The organism is Pseudomonas sp. BRM28 (assembly GCF_002939405.1).
Classification (GTDB): Bacteria; Pseudomonadota; Gammaproteobacteria; order Pseudomonadales; family Pseudomonadaceae; genus Aquipseudomonas; species Aquipseudomonas palmensis.
This window is the reverse complement of the sequence record NZ_PEFV01000001.1, coordinates 2,842,116-2,865,273: the sequence shown is the minus strand read 5'-3', so window position 1 is coordinate 2,865,273 and position 23,158 is coordinate 2,842,116. Positions and strand designations below refer to the sequence as shown.

The 23,158-nt window shown below is 63.8% G+C and carries 22 protein-coding genes and 1 pseudogene; 12 read left to right on the top strand and 11 right to left on the bottom strand.

Annotated elements, in window-relative coordinates; translation table 11 throughout:
- Positions 1-86 precede the first annotated feature (86 nt).
- From CR917_RS13595 to CR917_RS13580, 4 genes are read right to left on the bottom strand one after another with little or no spacing between them, the layout of a single operon-like run.
- A complete protein-coding gene (locus CR917_RS13595) occupies positions 87-632 on the bottom strand; it encodes a GNAT family N-acetyltransferase (protein WP_058540207.1) in 546 nt (181 codons plus the stop codon).
- Complete coding sequence (locus CR917_RS13590) at positions 625-1,164, bottom strand: phage tail protein (protein ID WP_043861237.1); 540 nt, start codon at positions 1,162-1,164, stop codon at positions 625-627. Before CR917_RS13590 ends, CR917_RS13595 begins: the two co-directional genes overlap by 8 nt.
- 35 nt (positions 1,165-1,199) lie before the next feature.
- Entirely contained in the window at positions 1,200-1,757 is a 558-nt protein-coding gene (locus tag CR917_RS13585; protein WP_043861238.1) for a phage tail protein, read from the bottom strand.
- Positions 1,758-1,786: 29 nt separating this feature from the next.
- The gene (locus CR917_RS13580; RefSeq protein WP_054914486.1) at positions 1,787-2,341 is read right to left on the bottom strand and encodes a phage tail protein; all 555 of its coding nucleotides are present in this window, start codon (positions 2,339-2,341) and stop codon (positions 1,787-1,789) included.
- 433 nt (positions 2,342-2,774) lie between these two features.
- Between CR917_RS13580 and CR917_RS13575 the strand changes: the two genes are divergently transcribed.
- Positions 2,775-3,548, top strand: a complete 774-nt coding sequence (locus tag CR917_RS13575) for an ABC transporter ATP-binding protein (protein WP_043861240.1) — start codon at positions 2,775-2,777, stop codon at positions 3,546-3,548.
- Between the two features lie 30 nt (positions 3,549-3,578).
- Here CR917_RS13575 and CR917_RS13570 read toward each other — a convergent pair whose 3' ends face one another.
- Positions 3,579-4,505: a bifunctional 2-polyprenyl-6-hydroxyphenol methylase/3-demethylubiquinol 3-O-methyltransferase UbiG gene (locus CR917_RS13570; protein WP_229590118.1), complete on the bottom strand. Its 927-nt coding sequence runs from the start codon at positions 4,503-4,505 to the stop codon at positions 3,579-3,581.
- A 259-nt stretch (positions 4,506-4,764) separates the two neighbouring features.
- Between CR917_RS13570 and CR917_RS13565 the strand changes: the two genes are divergently transcribed.
- The 8 genes from CR917_RS13565 (at position 4,765) to betI (ending at position 15,131) form a co-directional block, all read left to right on the top strand.
- Positions 4,765-6,105, top strand: coding sequence for a diguanylate cyclase (locus CR917_RS13565; RefSeq protein WP_173925049.1), 1,341 nt, complete (start codon positions 4,765-4,767; stop codon positions 6,103-6,105).
- Positions 6,106-6,163: 58 nt separating this feature from the next.
- On the top strand, positions 6,164-7,240 hold the full coding sequence (locus CR917_RS13560) for a hypothetical protein (protein WP_218278976.1): 1,077 nt from the start codon (positions 6,164-6,166) through the stop codon (positions 7,238-7,240).
- Between the two features lie 188 nt (positions 7,241-7,428).
- Positions 7,429-8,328, top strand: a complete 900-nt coding sequence (locus tag CR917_RS13555; RefSeq protein ID WP_158255589.1) for a proline iminopeptidase-family hydrolase — start codon at positions 7,429-7,431, stop codon at positions 8,326-8,328.
- Between the two features lie 269 nt (positions 8,329-8,597).
- The gene (locus CR917_RS13550; RefSeq protein ID WP_058540203.1) at positions 8,598-9,965 is read left to right on the top strand and encodes an APC family permease; all 1,368 of its coding nucleotides are present in this window, start codon (positions 8,598-8,600) and stop codon (positions 9,963-9,965) included.
- Positions 9,966-10,123: 158 nt separating this feature from the next.
- Positions 10,124-11,620: an aldehyde dehydrogenase family protein gene (locus CR917_RS13545; protein ID WP_058540202.1), complete on the top strand. Its 1,497-nt coding sequence runs from the start codon at positions 10,124-10,126 to the stop codon at positions 11,618-11,620.
- A gap of 10 nt (positions 11,621-11,630) precedes the next feature.
- Entirely contained in the window at positions 11,631-12,815 is a 1,185-nt protein-coding gene (locus tag CR917_RS13540; protein WP_054914492.1) for an iron-containing alcohol dehydrogenase, read from the top strand.
- Positions 12,816-12,874: 59 nt separating this feature from the next.
- Positions 12,875-14,317: a cytosine permease gene (locus CR917_RS13535; RefSeq protein ID WP_043861246.1), complete on the top strand. Its 1,443-nt coding sequence runs from the start codon at positions 12,875-12,877 to the stop codon at positions 14,315-14,317.
- 166 nt (positions 14,318-14,483) lie between these two features.
- Complete coding sequence (gene betI / locus CR917_RS13530) at positions 14,484-15,131, top strand: transcriptional regulator BetI (protein ID WP_052504246.1); 648 nt, start codon at positions 14,484-14,486, stop codon at positions 15,129-15,131.
- Between the two features lie 4 nt (positions 15,132-15,135).
- Here the strand turns inward: betI and CR917_RS27420 are convergent, their stop codons facing one another.
- The 3 genes from CR917_RS27420 to CR917_RS13520 form a co-directional block, all read right to left on the bottom strand.
- Entirely contained in the window at positions 15,136-15,306 is a 171-nt protein-coding gene (locus tag CR917_RS27420) for a hypothetical protein (RefSeq protein WP_173925048.1), read from the bottom strand.
- A gap of 140 nt (positions 15,307-15,446) precedes the next feature.
- On the bottom strand, positions 15,447-16,133 hold the full coding sequence (locus CR917_RS13525; RefSeq protein ID WP_104572469.1) for a hypothetical protein: 687 nt from the start codon (positions 16,131-16,133) through the stop codon (positions 15,447-15,449).
- 67 nt (positions 16,134-16,200) lie between these two features.
- Entirely contained in the window at positions 16,201-16,923 is a 723-nt protein-coding gene (locus tag CR917_RS13520; RefSeq protein WP_104572468.1) for a hypothetical protein, read from the bottom strand.
- Positions 16,924-17,011: 88 nt separating this feature from the next.
- Here CR917_RS13520 and CR917_RS13515 point away from each other — a divergent pair, with 88 nt between their 5' ends.
- Positions 17,012-17,644, top strand: coding sequence for a dTMP kinase (locus CR917_RS13515; RefSeq protein WP_104572467.1), 633 nt, complete (start codon positions 17,012-17,014; stop codon positions 17,642-17,644).
- Between the two features lie 25 nt (positions 17,645-17,669).
- On the opposite strand, the gene CR917_RS13510 is transcribed toward CR917_RS13515, so the two are convergent.
- Together CR917_RS13510 and CR917_RS13505 are read right to left on the bottom strand one after the other, a co-directional pair.
- Positions 17,670-17,885, bottom strand: a complete 216-nt coding sequence (locus CR917_RS13510) for a TIGR02450 family Trp-rich protein (RefSeq protein ID WP_054914496.1) — start codon at positions 17,883-17,885, stop codon at positions 17,670-17,672.
- Between the two features lie 133 nt (positions 17,886-18,018).
- Positions 18,019-19,329 (bottom strand): MFS transporter, encoded by a 1,311-nt coding sequence (locus CR917_RS13505; RefSeq protein WP_104572466.1) that lies wholly within the window; start codon positions 19,327-19,329, stop codon positions 18,019-18,021.
- A 260-nt stretch (positions 19,330-19,589) separates the two neighbouring features.
- Here CR917_RS13505 and CR917_RS13500 point away from each other — a divergent pair.
- Positions 19,590-20,553: pseudogene (locus CR917_RS13500) on the top strand (GNAT family N-acetyltransferase).
- Positions 20,554-20,871: 318 nt separating this feature from the next.
- Positions 20,872-22,314: a tetratricopeptide repeat protein gene (locus tag CR917_RS13490; RefSeq protein WP_100632748.1), complete on the top strand. Its 1,443-nt coding sequence runs from the start codon at positions 20,872-20,874 to the stop codon at positions 22,312-22,314.
- A gap of 43 nt (positions 22,315-22,357) precedes the next feature.
- Here CR917_RS13490 and CR917_RS13485 read toward each other — a convergent pair whose 3' ends face one another.
- Positions 22,358-23,083, bottom strand: a complete 726-nt coding sequence (locus CR917_RS13485) for a hypothetical protein (protein WP_100632749.1) — start codon at positions 23,081-23,083, stop codon at positions 22,358-22,360.
- Between the last annotated feature and the right edge of the window lie 75 nt (positions 23,084-23,158).

The following is a 23,158-nucleotide window of genomic DNA, read 5'->3' as shown; positions in this document are numbered from 1 at the left end:
GCGGCGCGGGTCAAGAGTCATCGGAACAACCCGTATGCCGTGACTGGCAGTGCGGGTTTTGCAGCGTGGAGGTAACGGCGGCGTGGTCAGGGTTCCATGGGGGCACCCTCGGCACAGGTCTGCGTCAGTGGCCGTTGCATCTGCAGGTACAAGCCCTGCTCGCTAACTACCTCGAAGCCCAGGCGCGCATACAGCCGGCGCGCCGGGTTGAACGGCTCCACACTCAGGGCACAGCGCGTGTGCTGGCCGTCGGCCAGCGCGAGCACCGCAGCCAGCAGGGTGCTGCCCAGCCCCTTGCCCTGCCAGGCAGGCAGCAAGGCGATATCGACCACCCGCACTTCGCTGGCGTCCACCTGCAGGCACAACCTGCCGATCGGTTGCCCCTGGTGCTCCAGCAACAGGAATTCGGCCGAGCGATAGTGCAGGGCGTAGTGGCGTTGCTGCAGCTCGGCTTGGGCGTGCAGAAACGCGACCCGCTGCGCGTCGGTCCACCCTGGTGCGGCACGCACCTCTTCCCAGCGGCGCGTCACGAACAGCGCGCGCAGAAACCCGTCATCCGCCTCGGCCTGCAGGCGCAGGCCGGGAACGAACGACGATGGCAACAGGCGGGCCAGGCGCTCGAGGCTAGTCATTGCGGATCGGGTACTCCCCTTCGACGCAGATGCAGTACGCCAGCGCCAGGTAGGGTTGCATCAGGTTGCGCTCGATGTTGCCGTTGCCAGTGCCGGCGTCAGTCATGCTGCCTTCGGCCAGCGTCTGCGTGGTGCCCACAGTGTTGTACAGGTTGATGTTGCGTGGCTGGGCGAGGTAAGTGGTGGTGCTCGGGATGTCGACCCTCTGGTCCGGCTCGGTACCATCGCGCGCGGTGAACCCATGGTTGTGTGGCGGGTAGTTCAAGGAATTGAGCGCTACCTTGTCGGCGCCAGCGGTACTGGCGAAGGCTGCGTTTGGCAACCCGGTACCCTGGCCGGCTCCCATCACCACACGACCATTGAGATTGGGCAGCATGAACGTGGTCTTGCCATCGCCGCCGAATCGGTTGCCGATCACCGAAAACAGCACGCTGTACTGCTGGATCAACAACGAACGCCCGTCGCAGGGAAGAAAATTCTGCGGCACGAAACTGTAGGGCAGAAGCCTGATTTCACCATAGAAAGCGTCCATGGAATGCTCTTTCCTTGATTCAGAGAGGGGTGGGCTTACTGCTGCGACGGGTAGATCCCGGCCAGCGCGATGATGTAGTTGAGCGCCATGCTGCCCATCAGGTTGGCATGTGGTTGCCCGCCGCCTGGCGCCACCGACACTGCTGCGGAGTTCAGTGTGACGTTGGGGTTGGTGCCGCCGTTGCTGTACAGCCCCTTGGTCGAGCTTTGCGCGGTGAACACCCCGAGTGTGCGCGAGGCCGGTGCCTGGGTGTCGACCGGCGAGGCGGCATCGGCCAACTGCGTGCTGGCGTAAAAGGTATGCGAGTGAGCGGGCATGTGTTGCACGCCAATGGTGGTCTGTGCACTGCCCATTGCCTGGCCCAGGTTGCGCTGCGTGAGGCCGGGGCCTGCGCCGGCGCCTACCGGTACCCGGCCGCGCATGTCGGGCAGGGCGAAGGTGTTGACCCCATCACCGCCATAGGTGGTGCCCAACAGCGTGAACAACACCTGGTTCTGCTGGATCGACAACAGCTGGCCATTGCACAGTGCCCAGTCCTGTGGCTCGTAGTTGCCTGCGAACAGACGGATTTCCCCGATAAAGGCTTCAGACATGGTTCATTCCTTGATGTGAAGGAGCGTGTTCACGGGCGCGGTGGGTAAACGCCAACACTGGCGATGCAGTACTGCAGCACCAGCGAAGGCTGCATGTTGTCCAGGGGCTGTTGGGGTGGCGTGGGCTGAATCGTTGCCGGGTTGAGCGCTTGCTGCTTGCTACTGTCGAACTTGACGTAGGTGCTGCGCGAAGCGACCGGTGGGGTTGCCAGGTTGGCACTGGTGGCCGGGAACGCACCGGCCGGCCCGCTGTTGCCCAGGGCATCGGATACATAGACCTCATGGGTATGCTGGGCGAGTGCGGCGGCGGGCAGTGTTTCTTTCTCGGTGCCGGCTGACTGGCCCTGGGTATGATTGCTCAGGCCGGGGTCAGGGGTGCCGGTGCTGTTCCGGGCCAGCGCGGTGCGCCCGCGCAGGTCAGGCAGGGCAAACAGGTTGTTGCCGGAGCTGCCGAACTGGGTGCCGAGCAAGGAAAACAGTGCAGCGTTGGTTTGGGTGGATAACAGGCGTCCGTCGCACGGCAGCCAACCCTTGGGCACGAAGTTGTACGGGAACAGGCGGATTTCACCCACGAAAGGTTCCATATGAACAAACCTCCATCATGTTTCTCAGGCACCAAAAAAAACCCACTTGCAGGCAAGTGAGTGACAATCACGGCAGAGCTGACTAGCTAGGTAAGGCGGTTATCGATCACGGCTTGTGGCCGTTCCAGCTTCCATCTGCGCTTCTTCATGAGCGTTCCTTCCATGGTTGCGATAACAGGCAGAGGGTCCGGCGAAGCGGCCCTCGGGAGGTGGGTTGATGCTAGGCGAGGTAGTGACGCATTGCCATCACTGAAAATGGGTATTTCGACGATTTTTTTCAAACGATTGTTTGACGCGGGGCGGCTGTCGGTAATCTGGCGCCAGACACACGTCGCGCCCGGCATTCATGGGCACCTGGCCGTGCCCTGTAGCCATTGGCTGCGTGCTGTGGAAAGATCCGGGTTCTTTTCCGTGCCGCACTGACGAGCAAGCCATGATCGATTTCCACAATGTCACCGCCTACCAGCAGCACAACCGTGTGCTGGACGGTTTCTCCCTGCACATCGGTGCCGGCGAGAAGGTCGCCATCCTGGGCCCCAACGGGGCCGGCAAAAGCACCCTGCTCAAGCTGATCACCCGCGAGCTGTACCCGGTGGAGCGCGAAGGCAGCCACCTGAAGCTGTTCGGCAGCGACACCGTCAACCTGTGGGCACTGCGCAGTCGCCTGGGGTTCGTGTCCCAGGACCTGCAGGAAGACTACACCCCGCACACCCAGGCGCTGGATGTGGTGGCGTCGGGCTTTTTCGGCGCCATCGGTGCCCATGGCCATCTGCAGCCCGATGACGAGCAACTGGCGCAGGCGCGTGCGCTGCTGGCCGAGGTGGAAATGGCCGGGTACGAAAGCACCATGTTCCAGCGCCTGTCCACCGGGCAGAAGCGCCGCCTGCTGCTGGCCCGCGCGCTGGTTCACCGGCCCAGTGCGCTGATTCTCGACGAGCCGGCCAACGGCCTGGACATGGGGGCGAGCCTGGGCATGCTGAGGTTGCTGCGCAGCTTCTGCGCCGAGGAGCACGCCATGATCATCACCACCCACCATATCGACGAGATCATCCCGGAGATCGAGCGTGTGGTGCTGCTTAGCCAGGGGCGCATCGTGGCCGACGGGCCCAAGGCCGAGGTGCTGACCAGCGCGGCACTGTCGCAGCTGTACCAGACGCAGCTGCGCATCAGCGAACAGGATGGCTGGTACCGCTGCTGGCACGCCTGAACCGGCCTGCGTGCGGCCGGCTCGGCGGGGTCAGGGCACAGGGTTGATGAACGGGCCGCCGGTGAACTGCACGAACAGCTGGCGGTACTCTTCGTTTTCCGGGTCGATGATCAGTGCCTGACGCAGGAACTCCAGCCCCTCGCGAGCGTTGTCCAGCTGGCAGCTGAGGGCAAAGGCCAGGTACAGGTGATAGGCGTTGAAGAAGTCGAACGACAGCGCCACCTTCACCAGGTGCAGGGCGCCGGTCAGGTCCTGGGCCCGCAGGCGCGTGCCGATCTCGTGATTCAACTGGGCGCCATCCTTGATCATCAGGTTCGCCAGGCCGACCTGCTTGCGCAGTACAACCGTATGGCCGTTGCCGACCTTGGAGTCGGTCTGCTCGACGCTTTCGACCAGCCAGTGCCCCAGCCCGACGTTGTTGATCAGGTTGACGGCCCGCAGCATGCTCTGCAGGGAGAACACCAGGTGATGGCCACGCCACAGGTGCGCGTCGATCGTGCTCATGTCGACGCGCTTTTCGTAGGCGTCGATCATCTGTTCCAGGGTGGTCAGCGCGCGGATGCGGTCGGTGGGCTCGGCGTTGCGGTTGGGGAAGATGCAGAAGAACACGCCACCGTCCTTCACCACCCGGGATGACTCCACGTAGGCCGCCAGCAGGTTGGGCACATGCTCGATGACGTGGGAAGTGATCAGGTAGTCGAAGGTCTGGTCGGCAAAGGGGATATCCAGGAAGTCGCCCAGCGCGTCGACCCTGGCGGGCTCGACGTGGTAGTTGGCCTGTTCCTGCTTGTAGTGCGTGTAGTCTTCCAGGTCCTGCGGGTACAGGAATGCCTCGCCATCGCAGGGGGCCAGGTTGATGCAGTCCGGCAGGTAGAACGCATTATGCGCGGCGGCACCGATCTCCAGGCCGCGGCCCTGACAGTATTTGCTGGCCAAGGCCATGCCTTTATGGTTCATCGACGCTTGCTTCCTCTGAAAAAATGCCTTGCGCAGGCTATCGGCAGGGCCGCGCAAGTATTGAGCCGGGTACGCAGCGCTCGCGTTCAAAGACTTCCCGCGCAGCGTGCAATAGAATACCCGGCGGGCGAACCCGGTTGGTTCGTCCAGTGCCGAAGCCTCTTGTGATTCGTGTAGGCATCAGGCTTCTTGCTGAATTGAAAATAGGCCACACATGCCAAGCGTTTCCCCGGAAGTACAAGCCAAAGAATGGCACAGCATGGTTTCCCAGTACCCATGCACGCTGACCCAATCGTTGCAGGGCCTTGTCGAGCGCAACAAGGTCATGCTGGCCGCGCGGTTCTATGAACACATGCTGGCCGACCCCAATGCTTCGCTGATCCTGTCCCACGACGAGGTCAAGAGCCGCCTGGGCAGTTCGATGCAGGCCTGGCTGGTGCGGGTCTATTCGGTGTCGCCCACCGATGACTGCATGCCGCTGGTTGCCCTGCAGAAGCAGGTGGGGGAAGTGCATGCGCGCATCGACGTGCCGCTGCACCTGGTGCTCAGTGGTGCGCGGCACCTGAAGAAGTTGCTGTTCCAGCTGATTCTCGAACAGCAGTGGGCCAGCGAGGCGCAGGCATTGCGCCTGGCCAGCGAAACCATGGACCTGGCCATGGAAATCATGAGCCACGCCTATTCGCGGTCCCATGACCGCAACTCGCGCAACGAGGAAGGCTACCGGCTGTTCTCGGTGCTGCAGAACATCAGCACCGAGCGCGAGCGTCAGCGCGGCGCCTTGCTGGACTGGGAAAACAGCCTGATGTTCGACCTGGCCATGGGCTCCAACGGCGTGAACCTGCCCAGGCTCGCGGCCTCTGATTTCGGCCTGTGGTTCCGTCACAAGGGCGCCTACGCCTTCCAGAACACAAGCGAAAGCGATCAGATCCTGAAGATCATCCGTCACATGGATGACGTGTTGCTGCCCATGTTTCTTGCCTCGATGCACGAGCAGGAGACGCGCATGCGCCTGCTGCGCGACATTCGCGACCAGACCAAGAGCCTGATGTTCAACCTCGACAACCTGTTCAACACTGCCAACGAGCTGGAAAGCGGCCGCGACGTGCTCACACGCATGCTCAACCGCAAGTTCCTGCCGGTGGTGATCGGCAACGAGATCGCCATCGCGCAGAAGACCGGGCAGACGTTTTCGGTGTTCTCGGTGGATATCGACAACTTCAAGTCGATCAACGACAACTTCGGTCACGAAGCCGGCGACGCGATTCTGCAGCAGATCGCCGAGATCCTCAGCAGCCACAGCCGCGCGGGGGACTACGTGTTCCGCATGGGGGGCGAGGAGTTCCTGATGATCCTGGTGGACATCGACAGCGCCAACGCCATGAAGGTGGCGCAGAAGTTGCGGCGCAAGGTCGAAGCGGAAAAGCTGCAACTGACCGAAGGCCGCAGGCACCAGGTCACCGTGAGCATCGGCATGGCCACCTACAACGGCCACCCCGACTACCAGCACCTGCTGCGACAGGCCGACCAGGCCATGTACCAGGCCAAGCAGGGCGGCCGGAACCGGGTGGTGGCGTACGGGGAACTGACCTCGCCGGAGTGACAGACCAAGCCTGATGGAGGCGACGATGCACACGCCAAGGCGCCTCTGGCGCAGCGTTATGTGGTTGACAGTGCTGTGGCTGACGGCCAGTGGCGCGCTCGCCGCCGAGGACGGCCACTGCGGGCGCCAGGCCGGCCCGCAGTGCCTGCACAGCTTCGCGTTGCCGGCAGGTGCAGGCCAGATGCATTACTACGCATCGCGCGTGCCAAGGCCCGGCGACCCCCACGGCCCGCAGACGGCACTGCTGATACTGCACGGGCATCCGCGCGATGTCGGGCGCAGCTTCGAGGCCGGCTTGCAGGCGGCACGTGCTGCGGGCCGGTTGCCGCGTACCCTGGTGGTGGCGCCGCTGTATCAGGTGGCGCCGGCGCAGGCCGGGCGTTGCAGCATGCCGGACACGCCCGGCGCTCAACCGGGCGACGCGCTGTGGAGCTGTGCCGGCTGGCTGGCGGGGGCTCCCTCGCTGGGCGCCCATCCGCTTGGCGCCTTTGCGGCACTGGACGCCTTGCTGGGCGAACTGGCCCGGCAGTGGCCGAGCCTGCGCAGTGTGACCCTGGTGGGATTTTCGGCCGGTGCGCAGATGCTCCAGCACAGCATCGGTTTTGCCGCCGACCCGCCGGCGGGTGTGGCGCTGCGCTATGTGATCGCCGACCCGGGCAGCTGGCTGTACTTCGACCCGGTTCGCCCCGTGCCCCTGCGGGGCGAGCGAACGGTGCCGTGGGAGGCCTGTGGTACGGGGGGCTGCACCTGGCGCTTCGACGTGCCGGCGACGTCCCCGGCCTGTGCCTATGACCACTGGAAGTACGGCACCCAGTCGCTGCCTGGCTATCTGCCGCGTACCGGCGCGCAGGCCCGCGCACACTATGCGGCGGCCCAGGTCGATTACCTGGAAGGTGCCCTCGACAGCAGTGCCGACAAGGGTACGTTCTACCCGATTCTCGACAAATCCTGCGCGGCCATGTTGCAGGGGCCTTTCCGATTGCAGCGAGGGCTGGCGTATGCCGCCTATGAACAGGCCGTGCTCAAGCCGCGCACGCCCAGGCGCATGGTCATCGTGCCAGGTTGCGCGCATGACGTGGCCTGTGTACTGGGCGCCGATGCAGCGCGGCCCGTGCTGTTCGCGCCGCCGCCCTGAGCGTGCCGCAGCGCCACGGCAGGTCAGGAAAATAATTCAGGACCAGCCCATTTTTTTTCGCTTGTGCCAGCCCCTTCGTGCCCTAAGACTCGAGCAGGGCGACGACCGCCTGTTCCCGCGTCAGTACCGGGCTTGCGGGTTCGGGGGCGTGCGCCAACAGAATAACAATCACAAGGTTGGAGGTGCTCGTGAGTGACTACGCTGCTGTGCCAGATGAAAGCGGCCATATCGATGTACCGGGTGGGAAGGTCTGGTACCGGCTCAACCGCTCGGCCAACAGCGGTGCCGTGCCGCTGATCGTGCTGCATGGCGGCCCCGGCAACTCCCATGACTACCTGCTGCCGCTGCTCGAACTGGTGCCTGACCGCAGCGTGGTGCTGTACGACCAGCTCGATTGCGGACGCTCGCAGCGGGTGGGCGACACACGCAACTGGACGCTGGAGCGTTTTACCGACGAGATAGATGCCGTTCGCGAGCACCTGGGCCTGGGCCAGGTGCATCTGTTTTCCAGCTCGTGGGGCTGCAGCATCGCCATCAACTATGCGGCCCGGCAGCCGGCCGGGCTGTGCTCGCTGGCGCTGTCGGGGCCGTTGGTCGATGCCAAGCGCTGGATGGCGGACTGCGAGCGATTGAAGGCGCAGTTGCCCGACCACCTGCAGGCGGTGATGCGCCGGTGCGAGGCGCAGCGCGACTTCACCAGCCCCGAGTACCTGGAGGCGGTCAACGCGTTCTATGTGCGTCACCTGTGCCGCGTGCAGCCCTGGCCGCAGATCGTGGTCGACACGATGGACAATTGCGCGACCGAACTGTACGGCTACATGTGGGGCCCCACCGAGTTCTTCGGCACCGGCACACTGGCGGACCTGGACCTGACCCCGAAGCTGGCGTCGATCGAGGTGCCCACGCTGTTCATGTGCGGGGCCCACGACGAAGGCACCCCCGAATCGGGCCGGGACTTCGCGGCGATGGTCAGGGGCGCCGAGTTCTGCTGCATACCCGAGGCCTCCCACATGCCGCATATCGAAAACCCCGAACCCTTCTTCAGGCACCTGCGCGCCTTCATTGCCAAGGCGACCCCGCGCACCTGAATGCCGTCGGGTCGATGCACAGCCATGGCGGCACCGCTGGGGATCATTCCGCCGACGACTGATTGCATGCGCAATGGTCGCTTGTTCGCCTGGTGGCCCACTTTGATACTTGCCCCTTGCAGGAAGCAGCCCCGGTACAGCGCACGCAGCCCCGCGCGCGCTGTACCGACCCTTGAAGTCATGGATAAAACTATAAAAAACAAGTCGACCCAGGCCCCTGGCGAAGCAGGGGGTTGCGCCTCGACGATCTATTGCTTCGGAGATTGCCCATGTCGATTGCCAATGCGTCAGACACCCCCAGTACACAAGACCCGGAGCAGGCAGGGCTCAAACGGGTACTGAGCTTTTCCGATGTGCTCGCCTACGGCCTGCTGTATTTCGTGCCCATCGCCCCGGTCAGCGTGTTCGGGCTTATCTACAACACCTCCGCCGGCATGGTGGCGCTGGTGTACCTGGTGGCCGCCGTCGCGATGATCTTCAGCGCCATCAGCTACAGCCAGATGGCCAGGAAGATCCCCCTGGCCGGCTCGGTCTATTCCTATGTCACCCACGGCACCAACAGCAGCCTGGGCTTCGTGGCCGGCTGGGCGATTCTGCTCGATTACCTGCTGCTGCCGGCACTGCTGGCGGTGCTGGGGGCGGCGGCGCTGTCGGCGCAGTTCCCGCAGGTGCCGACCACGGTGTGGCTGGTCACCTTCGTAGCGGTGCCCACGGCGGTCAACCTGATGGGCATCGAGATGAATGCCAGGTTGAGCAAGGTGCTGCTGCTGATCCAGCTGGTGGTGCTGTTTCTGTTCGCCGCCTTCGCCACCTCTCGCATCATCGAACTCAAGCCGACCCTGGAGCACTTCATCGCGCCATTCTACAACCGCTCCGACTTCTCCATGGCCATGGTGTTCGCCGCCGTACCGATTGCAGCCCTCAGCTACATCGGATTCGACGCGGTGTCGACCCTGAACGAAGAGGCCAAGGGGGGCGGGGAGACGGTCTCCAGGGCCACGATGATGCTGCTGATGCTGGTCACGGTGCTGTTCGTGGGGCAGGTGTACCTGGCGGCAGTGTTCGTGCCGCTGGGCACGGTGTACCAGGGCGCCGCTGCCGACACCGCGTTCTATACCCTCAGTGCCGAGATCGTCGGGGCCTGGTTTCTGCCGGTGATCACCCTGACCAGCGGCATCATCGCGCTGATGGCCAACACCCTGGTGTCCCAGGCGACCACGGCGCGGGTGCTGTTCAGCATGTCGCGGGACAAGCGCCTGCCCGCGTACCTGAGCCGCATCAGTGCCCGCACCAACGTGCCTGCCAACGCCATCGTCACGGTTGCGCTGGTTTCGTTCGTGGTGGCGTTCGCCGGGGCCGGCTACCTGGATGTGATGGTGACCCTGGTCACGTTCGGCGCGCTGACCGCCTACATCCTGTTGCACGTGTCGGTGATGATCTACTTCAGGAAGATCGGCCAGGCGCAGCTGTTCAGCCATGGGGTGTCCCCGGTGCTGGGCGTGCTGCTGTTGAGCTATGCGCTGTGGAGCACCAACGTGCACGCCAAGGTGCTGGGCGCCGCCTGGATGCTCGGCGGCCTGCTGATTGCCTGGGTGATGCGCCGGCGGGGGGCGCCCTCGCTGACCTGGACGGACTGACTGCACGCTGCTGCCCATGCATCGCCTGGAACAATGCCCGCTCATGCGGGCATTTTTTATTGAAAATAAATTCAGTAACGGTCTTGATCGTTATTGAAGATATTTTCAGTATCGCCTAGGATTGCCCCAGCCTGACAAGAACAAGACGGGGTATTGCAGTGACACGACTCAAAGACAGGGCCTATTGGCTCGACAAGGCAGCAACGTTGCCGCTGGAGGGCAGGGCATTCATCGACGGGCGCTATGTGGACGCGCAAGACGGGGCGACCTTCTGCACCCGCAGCCCGGTTGACGACGCCGTGCTCGCGGCGGTGGCCCAGTGCGCGAAGGCCGATGTGGACCTGGCCGTGGCTGCTGCGCGGCGCAGCTTCGAGGCCGGCGTGTGGAGCGAGCTGGCGGCCCGCGAGCGCAAGGCGGTGCTGCTGAGGTGGGCCGCACTGCTCGAGGCGCATACCGACGAGCTGGCGCTGCTGGAGACCCTGGACAGCGGCAAGCCGATTGCCGATACCATTGGTGCCGACCTGCCGGGCACGATCTACTGCCTGCGCTGGTTTGCCGAACTGATCGACAAGGTGCACGGTGAGGTGCCGGCCACCGACCCGCAGTTCTTCGGCACCGTTACCCAGCAGCCGCTGGGCGTGGTGGCGGCGGTGGTGCCCTGGAACTACCCGCTGCTGATGGCCGCCTGGAAGTTCGCCCCGGCCCTGGCAGCCGGCAACAGCGTACTGCTCAAGCCGTCGGAGAAAACCCCGTTGAGCGCCTTGCGCATCGCCGCCCTGGCGATGGAAGCGGGTGTGCCGGCGGGGGTATTCAATGTGCTCCCCGGTGATGGCGCGGTGGGGCGCGAGCTGAGCCTGCATGGCGACGTCGACTGTATCGCCTTCACCGGCTCCGGCGCGGTGGGGCGGCAGATCGCGCAGAACGCCGCCGCCTCCAATCTCAAGCGTGTATGGCTGGAGCTGGGCGGCAAGTCGGCCAACATCGTCATGGCCGATTGCGCGGATATCACCCAGGCCGCGCAATCGGCAGCGGCGGCGATCTTCGCCAACATGGGCCAGGTGTGCAGCGCCGGGTCGCGTCTGCTGGTGCAGCGCTCGGTGATCGAGCCGCTGCTGCGCGAACTGCTCGTGGCCACCGACAGCTATTACCCGGGGCACCCCCTGGACCCGGCCAGCGTCACGGGCGCGATCATCGACGCGGTGCAGTTCGAGCGCGTCCAGCGCTACATCGAAACAGGCCGGCACGAGGCGCAGTTGCTCAAGGGCGGCCAGGCGCTCTCGCCGGTGGGGGCAGGCGCCTACCTGGAGCCGACGATCTTCCTTGCCCCGGACGCAACCGCGCGTATCGCCAACGAGGAAATCTTCGGCCCGGTGCTGGTGGTGATTCCCTTCGACACCCTCGATGAGGCCATCGCCATCGCCAACCAGACCGAGTTCGGCCTGGCGGCGGCGGTGTGGTCATCCGACCTTGGGACCATTCACCGCGCCACCCGCCAGCTCAGGGCCGGCACGGTGTGGGTCAACTGCTATGACGAACTGGTGGACATGAACTTCCCGTTTGGCGGGTTCAAGGAGTCCGGCAATGGCCGGGACAATTCGGCCCATGCGCTGGGCAAGTACACCGAATTGAAATCCACCATCCTGCGCTGCCGTTGAGGTCAACCCCATGCAAAACACGCTTTCAGCCTTGAACCCGCAACAATGGACCGTGCCACTGCCCATCGAGTACGGCCCGGGTGCGCGTCATCACCTGGCCAGGCTGTGCCGGGACTTCAACATCAGCCGACCGATCATCATCACCGATCAGGGCTCGCTGCGCCTGCCCTTCGTGGATGAACTGCAGCGCAGCCTGACCGAGGCGGGGCTTGCCTGCGGCCTGTACGGCGGCATCGAGCCCAACCCCACCGACCAGTCGGTACTGGCCGGTGCCGCAGCCTATCGGGCCTGGGGCGCCGACGGCATCATCGCGCTGGGGGGCGGCAGTGGCCTGGACGGCGGCAAGGCGGTGGCCCTGGTCGCCCGTCAGCAGCGCAGCGAGCTGTGGGCCTTCGACTTCGACAAGCCGGTGCCGGCAGGTTTCAGTGCGGCGGACTTTGCGCCAGTGATCGCGATTCCCACCACCGCCGGCACCGGCGCCGAAACCGAGAGCACCGCGATGCTCACCGACACCGGGCGCGGCATCAAGGGCTGCGTGTGGCACCCACGGGCGCGCCCGGCGGCGGTGATCCTGGACCCGGAGCTGACCCAGAGCCTGCCGGCCAACCTGACCGCATGGACCGGGTGCGATGCGATCATCCATGCCCTGGAAGCCTACTTCGTGCCCAGCTTCAACCCGCTCAGCGATGGCGCCGCGTTGCAGGCATTGACGCTGCTGTGGGGCTCGATCGACACCGCCGTCGAACGCGGTCACGACCTGGAGGCGCGGGGCAACATGCTGATCGGCTCGTGCCTGGCCGGCGTGGCGTTTCTCAAGGGCCTGGGGCTGGTGCACGCACTGAGCCATATGGTGGGCGCCACCTACAACACCCACCATGGGTTGACCAACGCGGTCATCCTGCCGGTGGTGCTGCGCTACAACCAGGCGCAGATCACCCCGCGCCTGATGCCGGTGGCGCAGGCCCTGGGCTTGCCGGACGCCGAGTTCGAGACCTTCTACAACGCCGTGTGCGCCTTGCTCGACCGCCTGGAAATTCCCAGGTCGCTGGCCGAGCTCGGGGTCCGCCAGGCCGATGTCGGCGCCGTGGCACGCAAGGCCATGGGCGACCCGGCGCGGCTGACCAACCCGCGCGACAGCACCCAGGCGCAACTGGAGGCGCTGTTGACCCAGGCGATCAACCACGCCCGGGACTGATGAACCCGCTGTTTTCCGCTTAGCCGTGCAACCAGACCAATAAAAAAGGTGCAACTGCCATGTCTGCCTCCCACTCGGCGTCCAAGGGACGCCTGAACCTTGAAACACGCTCCATCGATTACGTCCCGCTCGCAGAGCGCCACGGCAAGGCGTGGCACCTGTGGCCCATCTGGTTCTGCGGGGAAGCGCACCTGACCACCCTGGCGGTGGGCATCATCGGGGTCGGCATGGGCGCCAACCTGTTCTGGTCGGCGGTGGCGATCTTCCTGGGCTGCGCCTTCGGCACGCTGTTCATGGCCGGCCATTCCACCCAGGGCCCGCAGATGGGCCTGCCGCAACTGATCCAGTCGCGCCCGCAGTTCGGCTACCTGGGCGCGTTGCTGGTGTATGTGGTGGCCATCGCCACCTACGTGGGCTACAACGCCTTCAACCAGTTGCTGGTGGGCCAGACGCTGCACGAACTGTTCGACGTTCCCGAAAACGGCTCGGCCATCGCCTTCTCGCTGCTGGCGATCGTCATGGCGATTGCCGGCTACAACACCTTCCACAAGGTGCAGCGGCTGCTGGCGTTCGTGCTGATCGCGGTGATGCTGGTGTTCACCGTGGGGCTGTTCTTCTTCGTCAAGCTGCCAGCCGATCAGCTGAGCGTCTCGGACTTCAAGGCAACGCCGTTCCTGGCGCAGTTCTTCGTGGCCGCCGCGTATCAGCTGAGCTGGGCGATCTACGTGTCGGACTACTCGCGCTACCTGCCGGCCAATGTCAGCGTGCGCTCGTCGTTCTGGTGGACCTACATGGGCGCGATGATCGGCGGGGTGTGGATGATGCTGATCGGCGCCCTGGCCGCGGCACTGAGCCCGGGGCAGAACCTGGCCAAGGGCCTGGTGATGCTGGGCAACACACTGTTCGGCGGCTTCGGCGAATGCCTGCTGATCCTGGCGGTGCTGAGCCTGGTGACCAGCGCGGCGCAGAACTTCTACGGCGCCTCGATCACCTTGCTGAGTATCGCCGACACGGTGAAGACCCAGACCTCCACCTTGTTCAAGCGCATCGTTTCGATGTTGCTGGTGGGCGGGACCGCGATCGCCATCGCGATGACCGCATCGGACAACTTCGTGAAGGACTTCGGCGACTTCCTGGCCATCCTGCTGTACCTGTTCACCCCGTGGACGGCGATCAACCTGGTGGACTTCTACAAGGTACGCCACGGCAAGTTCTCGATTACCGAGATCTTCAAGCCCAACGGGATCTACGGGCGCTGGAACTGGCGCGGCATCGGCGCCTACGTGGCAGGCTTCGTGGCCATGCTGCCGTTCTCCAGCACCGGGCTGTATACCGGCTACGTGACCACGCTGCTCGATGGCGCCGACATCAGCATGCTGGTGGGTCTGGTGGTGTCGGCGCTGGTCTATGGGTGGCTGTGCCGCACCCAGGACATCGCGGCGGAGCTGTCGCGCATCGATGAACTGGACAAGGACCTGGAGCGCGGCCTGAGCGCCAACTGAGCCTGTCGACGATTGCCCCGGCGTGCGCGACGCACGCCGGGGCAATCGCCATTTCCTGTCACTTGCCCGGGCAAAAGTTGCTAAATTGTCGCCTCGCTTGGCGACTGAGATGTAGCCGCTGTCCGGAGACCGGGGCCATGCCCCGCAGTGCACAGGTTGTTGACGTATGAGCAGTGAGCCCGAAGTAACCCAACCCAGGAAGCGTCGAACCCGCATCGACCCCGAGACGCGCCGCAAGGCCATCATCGAGGCGACGATGCAGTGCATCACCCGCTATGGCCACAGTGGCAGTACCCTGGAGCGCATCTGCGCGCAGGCCGGGGTGTCCATCGGGCTGATCGGCCATCACTTTTCCAGCAAGGAAGAGCTGATGCTGTCGACCTACCAGGAACTCACCGACCAGCTGCGCGAAGAAACCCGCAAGTACCTGGCGGTGCAGGGCGGCACGCCCGAGGACCGTCTGCTGGCGATCATCCGCTCCTCGTTTCGCGGGCAGATCTTCAACGAGTTCATCCTCACCACCTGGCTGGGGTTCTGGGGGGCGGCGGTATCGTCGGAGCAGCTGCGCGCCTTGAACAAGAAGCTCTATGCCGACTATCGCAAGGAACTGGAGTCGGTGTTCAAGGCCATCGGCAAGGCACAGGGCACGCAGATAGACGCCAAAAGCGCGGCGTTGACCATCACCGCGCTGATCGACGGCTTCTGGCTGGAATGGGCGCTCGACCACAAGGCCTTCAGTTCGAAGAAGGCCGAGAAGTGCTGCATTGTCACGGCGCAGATGTTCGTCAAGGGCGCCGAACCGCTGCAGCCTTGAACGGCTAGGCGAGAAACTCCGGCTCGGCGGGGGGCGCCTGCGGGGTGTCCTCGCGGATGCTGATGTACAGCGCCGCACCGCACACGCCCACCAGCCCCACGCTGGCGATCACGATCTCGCCCAGCAGCATTCCCACGATCAGCAACAGCAGGCTAAGCCGGCAGAACAGGGTCATGGCTGTCTCCTTGGTAGTTGGATTGTTGTGCGGCCTACCTTATACGTTCGCCGTGGCTGCATGCAGCACCGGCGCGTTGCCATGGCATTGCTTCCCTGTGCTTTGGCCGAATTACCACCTGCGCCCAGGCCGGGCGAGGGCTACTTCGGGGTTGAGGGGCAAGACGTGGCCGGGGCGCTAGCCGTGACCGGGCAGTGGCTCAGAAACGCCTGCAGACCTTGCTGATAGTCCTGCGCCGGCATCAGCTCGCTGTGCCTGGCAATCAGGCAGGCCATGCCCTTGGCGCGCATGGCTGCGCTCGCCACGTGGTAGAAGTCCGGCGTTTCCAGCAGGTGTACGACTTGCTCCCAGGCCAGGACCGTCTTGCCGCCCCGGGCCTTGTCCAGCGTGAAGCCCTGATCATCGAAGCTCAGCTTGTACGTGTCCTGGGCCGATTTCAGGGGTACCCGAAGCCTGGCCTCGATCAGGCGCTGGTTGAGCCCGCGTACCGGTGCCCGGGGCTTGGCGTGGTTGGCGGCGATCCGCGCTTGCAGGTGGCCGAGCCAGCGCCCGGAAAAGCGCCACCACAGCGGGATGAACACCAGTGTGAACAGCAGCAGGGCGATGGCTTTCTCCGGGGTGATGCGTCGCTCCGGGAGATACACCGCCAGCAGGGCGCCGATCAGGCACAGGGCGAACATCAGCGGGCCGATCAGGCGGCTCTGCCACCTGGCGAAGGTGGCCAGGGCGCGGGCCTGTTGCTCGTCCTGCTTGAGCAGTTCCTGCTTCAGCGCTTCGGCGATCAAGGACTGGAGGTGGTCGGGGGTGATGCGGTAGTGCAGTTCCATGAGGGGGAATCCGAGGTCCGTCGGGGAGGGCGGCAGTCTACCGGCTTGCGCGCTGCAGGGGCGCAGCTCAGGCGGGAAACTGCGCCATGTGCCGCTCCACCCACGCGTACAGCTGCTCGTCGAGCTGCGTGCGCTGCTGGTTGAAGCGGGTTTGGCAGGCGTCGAAGAACGGGTCCTGCTGGACCCGTATGGCCAGCTCGACGTGGCTTTCATCGGCATGGGCCTGGCGCAGGTGCTGCTGGCGCTGATCGGCCTGCTCCAGTGTGTGCGCCAGGGCATCGAGCTGCAGGTGCCTGAGTTGGGCGATGGCCTGGGGCAGGTGAAAGTGCAGGGCACTGTCAAAGCCTTCCCATTGCTCGAAGGCCAGCCATTCGTGGATCACCATGAAGCAGCGCAGCGCCGCGGGCAGTTGATCCAGGCGCTCGAAATCCAGCCAGTACTGGCGGGGCAGCTGTTCGGCGGTTTCGATGGCCTGGGCGATCAGGTCCAGGGCGCGTGGCTTGTCCTGGTGATGGTGGCGCAGAATGCGCTGGGTCAGGGTGAAACGCGCTTCGTCCAGGGCGGTCAAGGCGCGGCTCAGGTCGTAGCCCGCACTGTGCAGGTACTGGCGGGCCTGGTGGTGTGGCAGACCGGATTTTTCCATCAGCACCTGCAGCAGTTCGGCCTTGTACAGCTCGGCGGCCTGCTGCGGGTTGCCGGCGCAGCGTTGCAGCAGGGCCCGGGCGTGGCGCAGGCCGATGGGCAGGGCGCGGCGCAGTTGCGCAAGGGCCTGGGTGAGTGTCGGGTCCATTGACGGAGGTGCCTCGGTGTCTGCTGGGGAGCGGGTGTGCAAGAATGCCGGCTCATGACTGATGGACACAACCAGAGGCGCAACAACAATGAACCGTCCGCTTTTCGTTTCGCTGGATGGCCCCAAGGGAACCGGCAAGACCACGCTGCTGGAAGCCGTGACCCAGGCACTGCGGGCGGACGGCAGAAAGGTGGTCCGGCTGTCCGAGAAAAACAGCGACCCCGGCCGGGGCGAGACGATGGCGCTCGTCAACGCACTGGTCAGAAACCCCAGCCGGTCGCTGGAGTGGGCGGTTTGCGAACGCCTTGCCGAGAGCCGGGCCTGGATTTCCCGGCAGGTGCTGACCAGGCAGCCGCCCAACAGCATCATCCTGATCGACCGCTGGTATCCATCGGATGCGGCGTTTCGCCGGATAGTGCCGTTTGCCGAGATTCTGCGGTTGAACCTCGAGCGCGAGGTGAGTGTGCCGGACCTGCACGTCGGGGTGGTTACCAGCCCGCAGATTTCGTGGGCGAGGGCGGCGGCCAGAACCCGAGGGCTGGGCAGTACCGTGATGTTCAGCCTGGAGGAGCAGGTTGCTGCCACGCAGGCATTCGAGCAGGCGGTTGCGGATAACGGGTGGGTGCTGTGCCGTAATGAAGGCACGGTTGAGGAGGCGGTGAGGCAACTGGTTTGCGAGATCCATGCTGCCAGTCAAAGGATTCACAAGGCGATCGGTTGATCGTCCCATACCCAGAATGTGCCGTTCAGCACCATCCGATTTTCCAGCGCTGGCTATCCCTGAGTTCCTGCCAGTCGAGCAGTTGTTTTCGCCCGCTGTGCACGGCCTGCAGTTCGATCTGCAGGGGTGTGCCGTGCTCATCGCAAATCAACTCGGTGACCAGGAAGTGCTTTTCACGGTTGACCGGCTGGCAGGCGGTCCACTTTGACAGCCCAAGCTTTCGTGGATTGAAACGGTTCATGCGTCCTCCGGCAGTTTCGAGCAGATTGCGAGTTGCCCAAGAGGCTGTCGACTGCTGAAGCAGTGCCTCTCGACCCAAGGTGAACGCTCGATCAACGCGTTCGGGGTCTCGGGACGCTCCACTGTAGCCTCTTTCAACCAGGCTCGCAGTGTGGCGCGGGCTTGGGGGCGGCCTGGCCGTTGACCGCATCGGGCATCGGCGGGTGATCCTGCACGGCCTGCATCAGGTCTTCTGTCAGGCGCAACTCGGCACCGGTAGGTGAAAAGGTTGCCGAGGCCGTGAACGGCGCAGGATTGACCGGTACCGGGCGCTTGCCGCGACGCCAGACGAAAAACGTCACCATGCTCAGGTTGACCACCGCGAAGGCCCAGAACAGCCCGTTTTCGCCCAGCGATGTCATGACCGGCGAGATCATCAGCGGGCTCATGGCAGAGCCCAGCGAGTTGATCAGCAGCAGGCCCTGAATCATGGGTACCAGCGCCTCGGGCGACGCGCGGTCTGCTGCATGGCTGACCGCTACCGGGTAGAGCGCGAACACGCCGCCGCCCAGCAGGAACAGCAGTGCGGCCAGCAGCGTCGCGGACAGCGGCAGCAGTACCACGGCCAGCGACAGCACGCTGCATACCCCCGCCAGCACGGTCAGCACTTCCAGGCGGTCCCTGCGGTCGGACCAGCGCCCTACGGGATACTGCAGCAGCATTGCCCCGAGAATCGTCCAGGCCATCAGGCTGCCGACTTCGCCGATATCGTGGCCGATACGCTGCAGGTACAGCGGAAGCAACGAATACACGGCGGCAATGGCCACCCCTGAGCCAAAGCAACCCACCAAACCGGTAGGCGTCACCCCCAGCAGCTGTCGTGGTTTGAGCGGCTCGACCTGGTCGAGCAGCGGCGACACCCGCGGCAGGATCACGATCGGCAGCACCGACAAGGACGCGAGCATGCCGGCGACCATGAATGGCGCCGTGTCGCCCCAACCGGTGATCTCGCCCAGGGTTGCCTGGCCCAGCACGCCAGCGCCGTACAGGGCGATCATGTAGAGCGCTAGCAGGCGCCCGCGGATCTTTGCGTCACCGGCCAGCAGCAGCCAGCTTTCAATGACCAGAAACACGCCGACGGTGGCCCAGCCGTTGATCAGGCGCAGCACGAACCAGCCCCAGGTGTCATAGAACATGCCCTGCAGCAGGATGGTGACGCCAATCAGCGAGGCGAAGCTGCTGTAGGCACGGATATGGCCGATCCGCAGGATCAGCCGGTCGTTGAACAGGGCGCCTAGCGTAAGGCCGATGAAGTAGGCCGAGGCGACGATACCGATCATCGTGGCCGATTCCCCGGCTTCGCCCAGGCGCAATGTGGTCAAGGACGACAAGGCACCATTGCCCAGGGCGATGATGAACAGGCCCAGCAGGGGCGCCAGCGCCATGGCCAGCAAACGCGGAGACATAAAAACCTCGAGTGACCTGCTGCACGGCGCCTTCGGGCAGTACGCGCGATGTATCGAACGGCAGGAAAGGGCCAGCCAGGGCAGGGCGATGCCCCCTGCAGACTGTAGAAAAGGAGGCGAGATTTTAAGCATTGCGCGGCATTTGCCAAGTCACTTTGCTGCGACGTTCGGACGCAGGCGGTGAGGGGGGAGGAAAGTGCGCAAACTGTTCGCCATTCTGGCGTTATGTCTTAAGATGGCCGGTTGCCGAAAGAACCGTCATGGCAATCGCCATGAAGGGCTTTCATCCTTTGCATATCAAGTGTGGTGAAGATGAACAGGCCTTTCATTTCGCTGTGCCCTGAAATTACCCGGGCACATGCGCTGACGTTGATGGACTGGTTGGAAGACGAACGTGTTACCTGCTATCTGAGTGATTCGCGTGATGTTTCTCGCTCCATCGAACAAGCCATCGATCGGACTCAATTGCCGATCCTGACCCATCTATTCAATCGGGGCGGCCGATTCTTCATGGCCTATGACCGGCATGACGCCCCGGTCGGCTTTGTCCGCCTCGTCAAGACTGGCTCCAACTGCGAGATCGTCCTGGTCATCGGAGACAGCGACAAGTGGGGCCGAAACCTTGGCGCCCGTACGATTCGCGAAGGCATGAAACTGGCCTTCCTCGACATGCGGGCCAAGAAGCTCATCGCCAAGATTCACCCGGACAACACGCGCTCGCTGAAAGCCTTTGTACGCAGCGGCTTTGTGCTGGAGAGCGAAACCCCGACATTGAAGTCATTTGCCATGACGATGGGGCGCTACCTCACGTTCTTGCGCGAAGGTGCCGTGGGCGACTCCACCGGGATCTACATCACAGAAATCGACAAGGCCAGGCTCGAGGGCCTGATCGCGCTAGAGGAAGGCCCGACCGTGGTGGAACTCGAGCATGAGCTCGAGCGGGCCATCGTCGTCAAGCCGCAGCAGGTGGCGCGCAATGTCGTCACGATGAACTCCAGGGCCTTGTTGCAGCTGGACGACGAGGAGATCGAAGTGGCGTTGGTCTACCCCGAAGACGCGGACAGCAGCACCGGCAAGCATTCGGTGTGTTCCGACATCGGCGCCGCGATCCTGGGCTATCAGGAGGGGGACGCCATCGACTGGCGAATCGCTGATCGAACCCGCCGGATCGAGATCCGGAAGGTGCTCTATCAGCCCGAGGCTGCGGGGCATTTCCACCTGTAGCTGCACTTTTAGTGGATGGTGGCGATACAGTGGCTATGCTTGGCGTTTCGCAACCCGGCTCCACGAGCCACCTGATGCTCGATTCCAAGGACGGACCATGCACGCTGAAAGGGATAGTACAAACATAACCGGTGTGATTCGAGCCTACGGCGCAAGGTCTCTTGAGACCGAGCCTGCCTGGGCTGCATTGAATGACACTGGCGGTGCGAGCGCCGCGATTGGCGATGACGGGAATGAGGCTGCTGAAAGTACCGACAAGGACGCTTTCGGCCGCGCCATGAAGATGAAGGCTGCCCTTGACCCGTTCAGAGGCTTTGCGTGAGTGCGCAAGTCTGGATGGCGAAATATGGTGCCCTGCGCACCACGCCAGAGGCTGCAGGCAATGGTTGCGCGCAGCAGACCGTATCGGTGCTGCTGGAGGAGGGCTGTACCCTGTGCGATCAGGGCGAGTTCGATGCCGCACTGGCATGCTTTCGTGCCGTTGTGCAGCAGTGTCCTGACTGGGCTGTTGGCCATAACAACCTGGGTTGGGCCTTGCAGCAATCGGGGCGCAATGAGGACGCAATTTCGAGCTACAAGGCTGCGATCAGCCTGCAGCCTGCCTTCGACCTGGCCAGGGCCAACCTGGCCTTTTTGCTGGCCACGCTGTATGGCCACATGGGCCAGCACGACTCGGCCCGTGGCATGTGGGAGGTCCTCGGCGAACTGTACCCGCGCGATCCAGAGATCCTGGAGCAACTCGTCAGCACTTCATTGCGTACTCACGACCTTGACGCTGCGGGCCTGTGGGCTGCGCACTATGCCTCTGTAGTTCGTGGTGACGAGCGCAGCCTGTCTCAACCCGGTGCCTGCGAAGGGCGTGGTGCTGTACCGAGGGCTTCGCGGGCGAAGCTGGCCCACGACCTGGAGCAGTTACGCTATTTGCGAGACCACCAGCTGATTGGTCCGCGTCTTGAGGCGGAGATTGCTAGCTATGAGGCAGCTCTCCAACCATTCGAACAGCCCAACAGTTTGGCAACACCCCCGGCCAACGTCGCTGCGCTGCCCCCGAGCTACGGGCGTAATGTGCACCAGTTGCAGGCTCCGCGACTGCAAGAAGGGGCCTTGAAGATGAGCCAGGCGCTGCTGCGAGCTGAACGCGATTACCTGGAGAGCCCCCTGGGCCTGGTCGTGATCGACGACTTCCTGTCTGCTGATGCACTGGCGCTTGTGCAGGCGTTCTGTTTGCAGTCCACCATCTGGCATACCGACCGATATGCTCATGGTCGGCTCGGCGCGTTCTTCAGGGAGGGTTTCAATTGCCCGCTTCTGCTGCAGGTTGCCGATGAGATTCGGCGTTGCTTCCCCCAGCTTATCGGCAAGCATCACCCATTGCTTCAGATGTGGGGGTTCAAGTACCAGCATGACCAGCCTGCGACACACCCCCATGCAGACTTTGCCGCTGTGAACGTGAACTTCTGGATCACGCCGGACGAGGCAAACCTTGACCGCGACTCGGGAGGGCTTGTGGTCTACGACGTCGAGGCGCCCTCTGACTGGGATTTCGAAACCTACAATCGCCAAGGTGATCGAATTGCCGCCTTTCTGAAGGAGGCTGGAGCCCGGCGCACAGTCATCCCTTACAGGTGCAATCGCGCTGTGATTTTCAACTCAGATCTGTTCCATGCCACCGCGCCACTGGCTTTCCGGCCGGGCTACCTCAATCAACGGGTCAATGTGACGCTGCTCTTCGGGGAACGTGGCAGCGCGCCGGGGCAATGAGGCTGCCAGCCCGGTGAGGTAGCCACCGGGCTGCCAGCATCGGCTATTCGCCTTGCGTGCGGATGTCTACCTGCATGCTACCGACGTTGTCCGTCAGGCCCGCACCATAAATCCCGTTGAGGTCATCGTTGATGCACAGTTGCAAGACCCCCGACTGTCCTGCCGGCACCTTGACCTGAGGCCCAACCAGAAACGGTGCGTTGTCGCCAATGCGGCCGATCAGGGCCCCCTCGAACTGGCCTGGCAGGGTATAGCCTTGCTTGGCGCGATAGTTCGTGTTGCCGGCCGGGCCTGTTTTCCCTGTTGCCGGGTTGGAAGTCCAGGAGCCTTGCGCTGCAATCAGGGTGACCTGGCGGCCAGTCACTGTCAGGCCGCTTTGCTGCCAGGCTTGATTGGCCTGAATGGTCACGGTGACCGGATACAGGATGTTCACTGCATCACTGACGCTGGAGGCGTCGAAACCAGCCTTGCCAAGGGCTTCATTCATCTCGGTGGCCGGTGTGGCTGGCAGTACTTTCGGGTTGAGAATGGTTTTCCCGACGTCAAGCGCAGTCAGGTCCGGATAGGTGGTGTGCAGGATGATTGCGAGTTGGGTCGCGGTCAGGGGCGAGAAAACCTCGATCACGGCTTCGGCCACTGCGGTGTTGTCGGTGGTAGCCCCTCGGGCACGTGACTGGAGCTGGGCCAGTGCCTCTTTGACCGCCTCAAGGGGGCTCAGCCCTTGTTGCTTAAGAGACTGCAGGATGCTGATCAGGGTTTCGGTGCTCATGCTGTTTACCTCTCGTAGTCGCTGTTTGTAATGGGGTGAATGACGCAGTTGAACGGTGGATCTTCTTGCTCGGCA

Excerpts from the sequence above, each read along its gene's own strand:
- CR917_RS13485 (WP_100632749.1), bottom strand. The coding sequence starts at position 23,083 with ATGAGCACCGAAACCCTGATCAGCATCCTGCAGTCTCTTAAGCAACAA.
- CR917_RS13590 (WP_043861237.1), bottom strand. The coding sequence starts at position 1,164 with ATGGACGCTTTCTATGGTGAAATCAGGCTTCTGCCCTACAGTTTCGTG.
- CR917_RS13520 (WP_104572468.1), bottom strand. The coding sequence starts at position 16,923 with ATGGACCCGACACTCACCCAGGCCCTTGCGCAACTGCGCCGCGCCCTG.
- CR917_RS13540 (WP_054914492.1), top strand. The coding sequence starts at position 11,631 with ATGCAAAACACGCTTTCAGCCTTGAACCCGCAACAATGGACCGTGCCA.
- CR917_RS13560 (WP_218278976.1), top strand. The coding sequence starts at position 6,164 with ATGTGGTTGACAGTGCTGTGGCTGACGGCCAGTGGCGCGCTCGCCGCC.
- CR917_RS13585 (WP_043861238.1), bottom strand. The coding sequence starts at position 1,757 with ATGTCTGAAGCCTTTATCGGGGAAATCCGTCTGTTCGCAGGCAACTAC.
- CR917_RS13515 (WP_104572467.1), top strand. The coding sequence starts at position 17,012 with ATGAACCGTCCGCTTTTCGTTTCGCTGGATGGCCCCAAGGGAACCGGC.
- CR917_RS27420 (WP_173925048.1), bottom strand. The coding sequence starts at position 15,306 with ATGACCCTGTTCTGCCGGCTTAGCCTGCTGTTGCTGATCGTGGGAATG.
- CR917_RS13570 (WP_229590118.1), bottom strand. The coding sequence starts at position 4,505 with ATGAACCATAAAGGCATGGCCTTGGCCAGCAAATACTGTCAGGGCCGC.
- CR917_RS13505 (WP_104572466.1), bottom strand. The coding sequence starts at position 19,329 with ATGTCTCCGCGTTTGCTGGCCATGGCGCTGGCGCCCCTGCTGGGCCTG.
- CR917_RS13525 (WP_104572469.1), bottom strand. The coding sequence starts at position 16,133 with ATGGAACTGCACTACCGCATCACCCCCGACCACCTCCAGTCCTTGATC.
- CR917_RS13580 (WP_054914486.1), bottom strand. The coding sequence starts at position 2,341 with ATGGAACCTTTCGTGGGTGAAATCCGCCTGTTCCCGTACAACTTCGTG.
- betI (WP_052504246.1), top strand. The coding sequence starts at position 14,484 with ATGAGCAGTGAGCCCGAAGTAACCCAACCCAGGAAGCGTCGAACCCGC.
- CR917_RS13550 (WP_058540203.1), top strand. The coding sequence starts at position 8,598 with ATGTCGATTGCCAATGCGTCAGACACCCCCAGTACACAAGACCCGGAG.
- CR917_RS13535 (WP_043861246.1), top strand. The coding sequence starts at position 12,875 with ATGTCTGCCTCCCACTCGGCGTCCAAGGGACGCCTGAACCTTGAAACA.
- CR917_RS13595 (WP_058540207.1), bottom strand. The coding sequence starts at position 632 with ATGACTAGCCTCGAGCGCCTGGCCCGCCTGTTGCCATCGTCGTTCGTT.
- CR917_RS13575 (WP_043861240.1), top strand. The coding sequence starts at position 2,775 with ATGATCGATTTCCACAATGTCACCGCCTACCAGCAGCACAACCGTGTG.
- CR917_RS13565 (WP_173925049.1), top strand. The coding sequence starts at position 4,765 with ATGGTTTCCCAGTACCCATGCACGCTGACCCAATCGTTGCAGGGCCTT.
- CR917_RS13510 (WP_054914496.1), bottom strand. The coding sequence starts at position 17,885 with ATGAACCGTTTCAATCCACGAAAGCTTGGGCTGTCAAAGTGGACCGCC.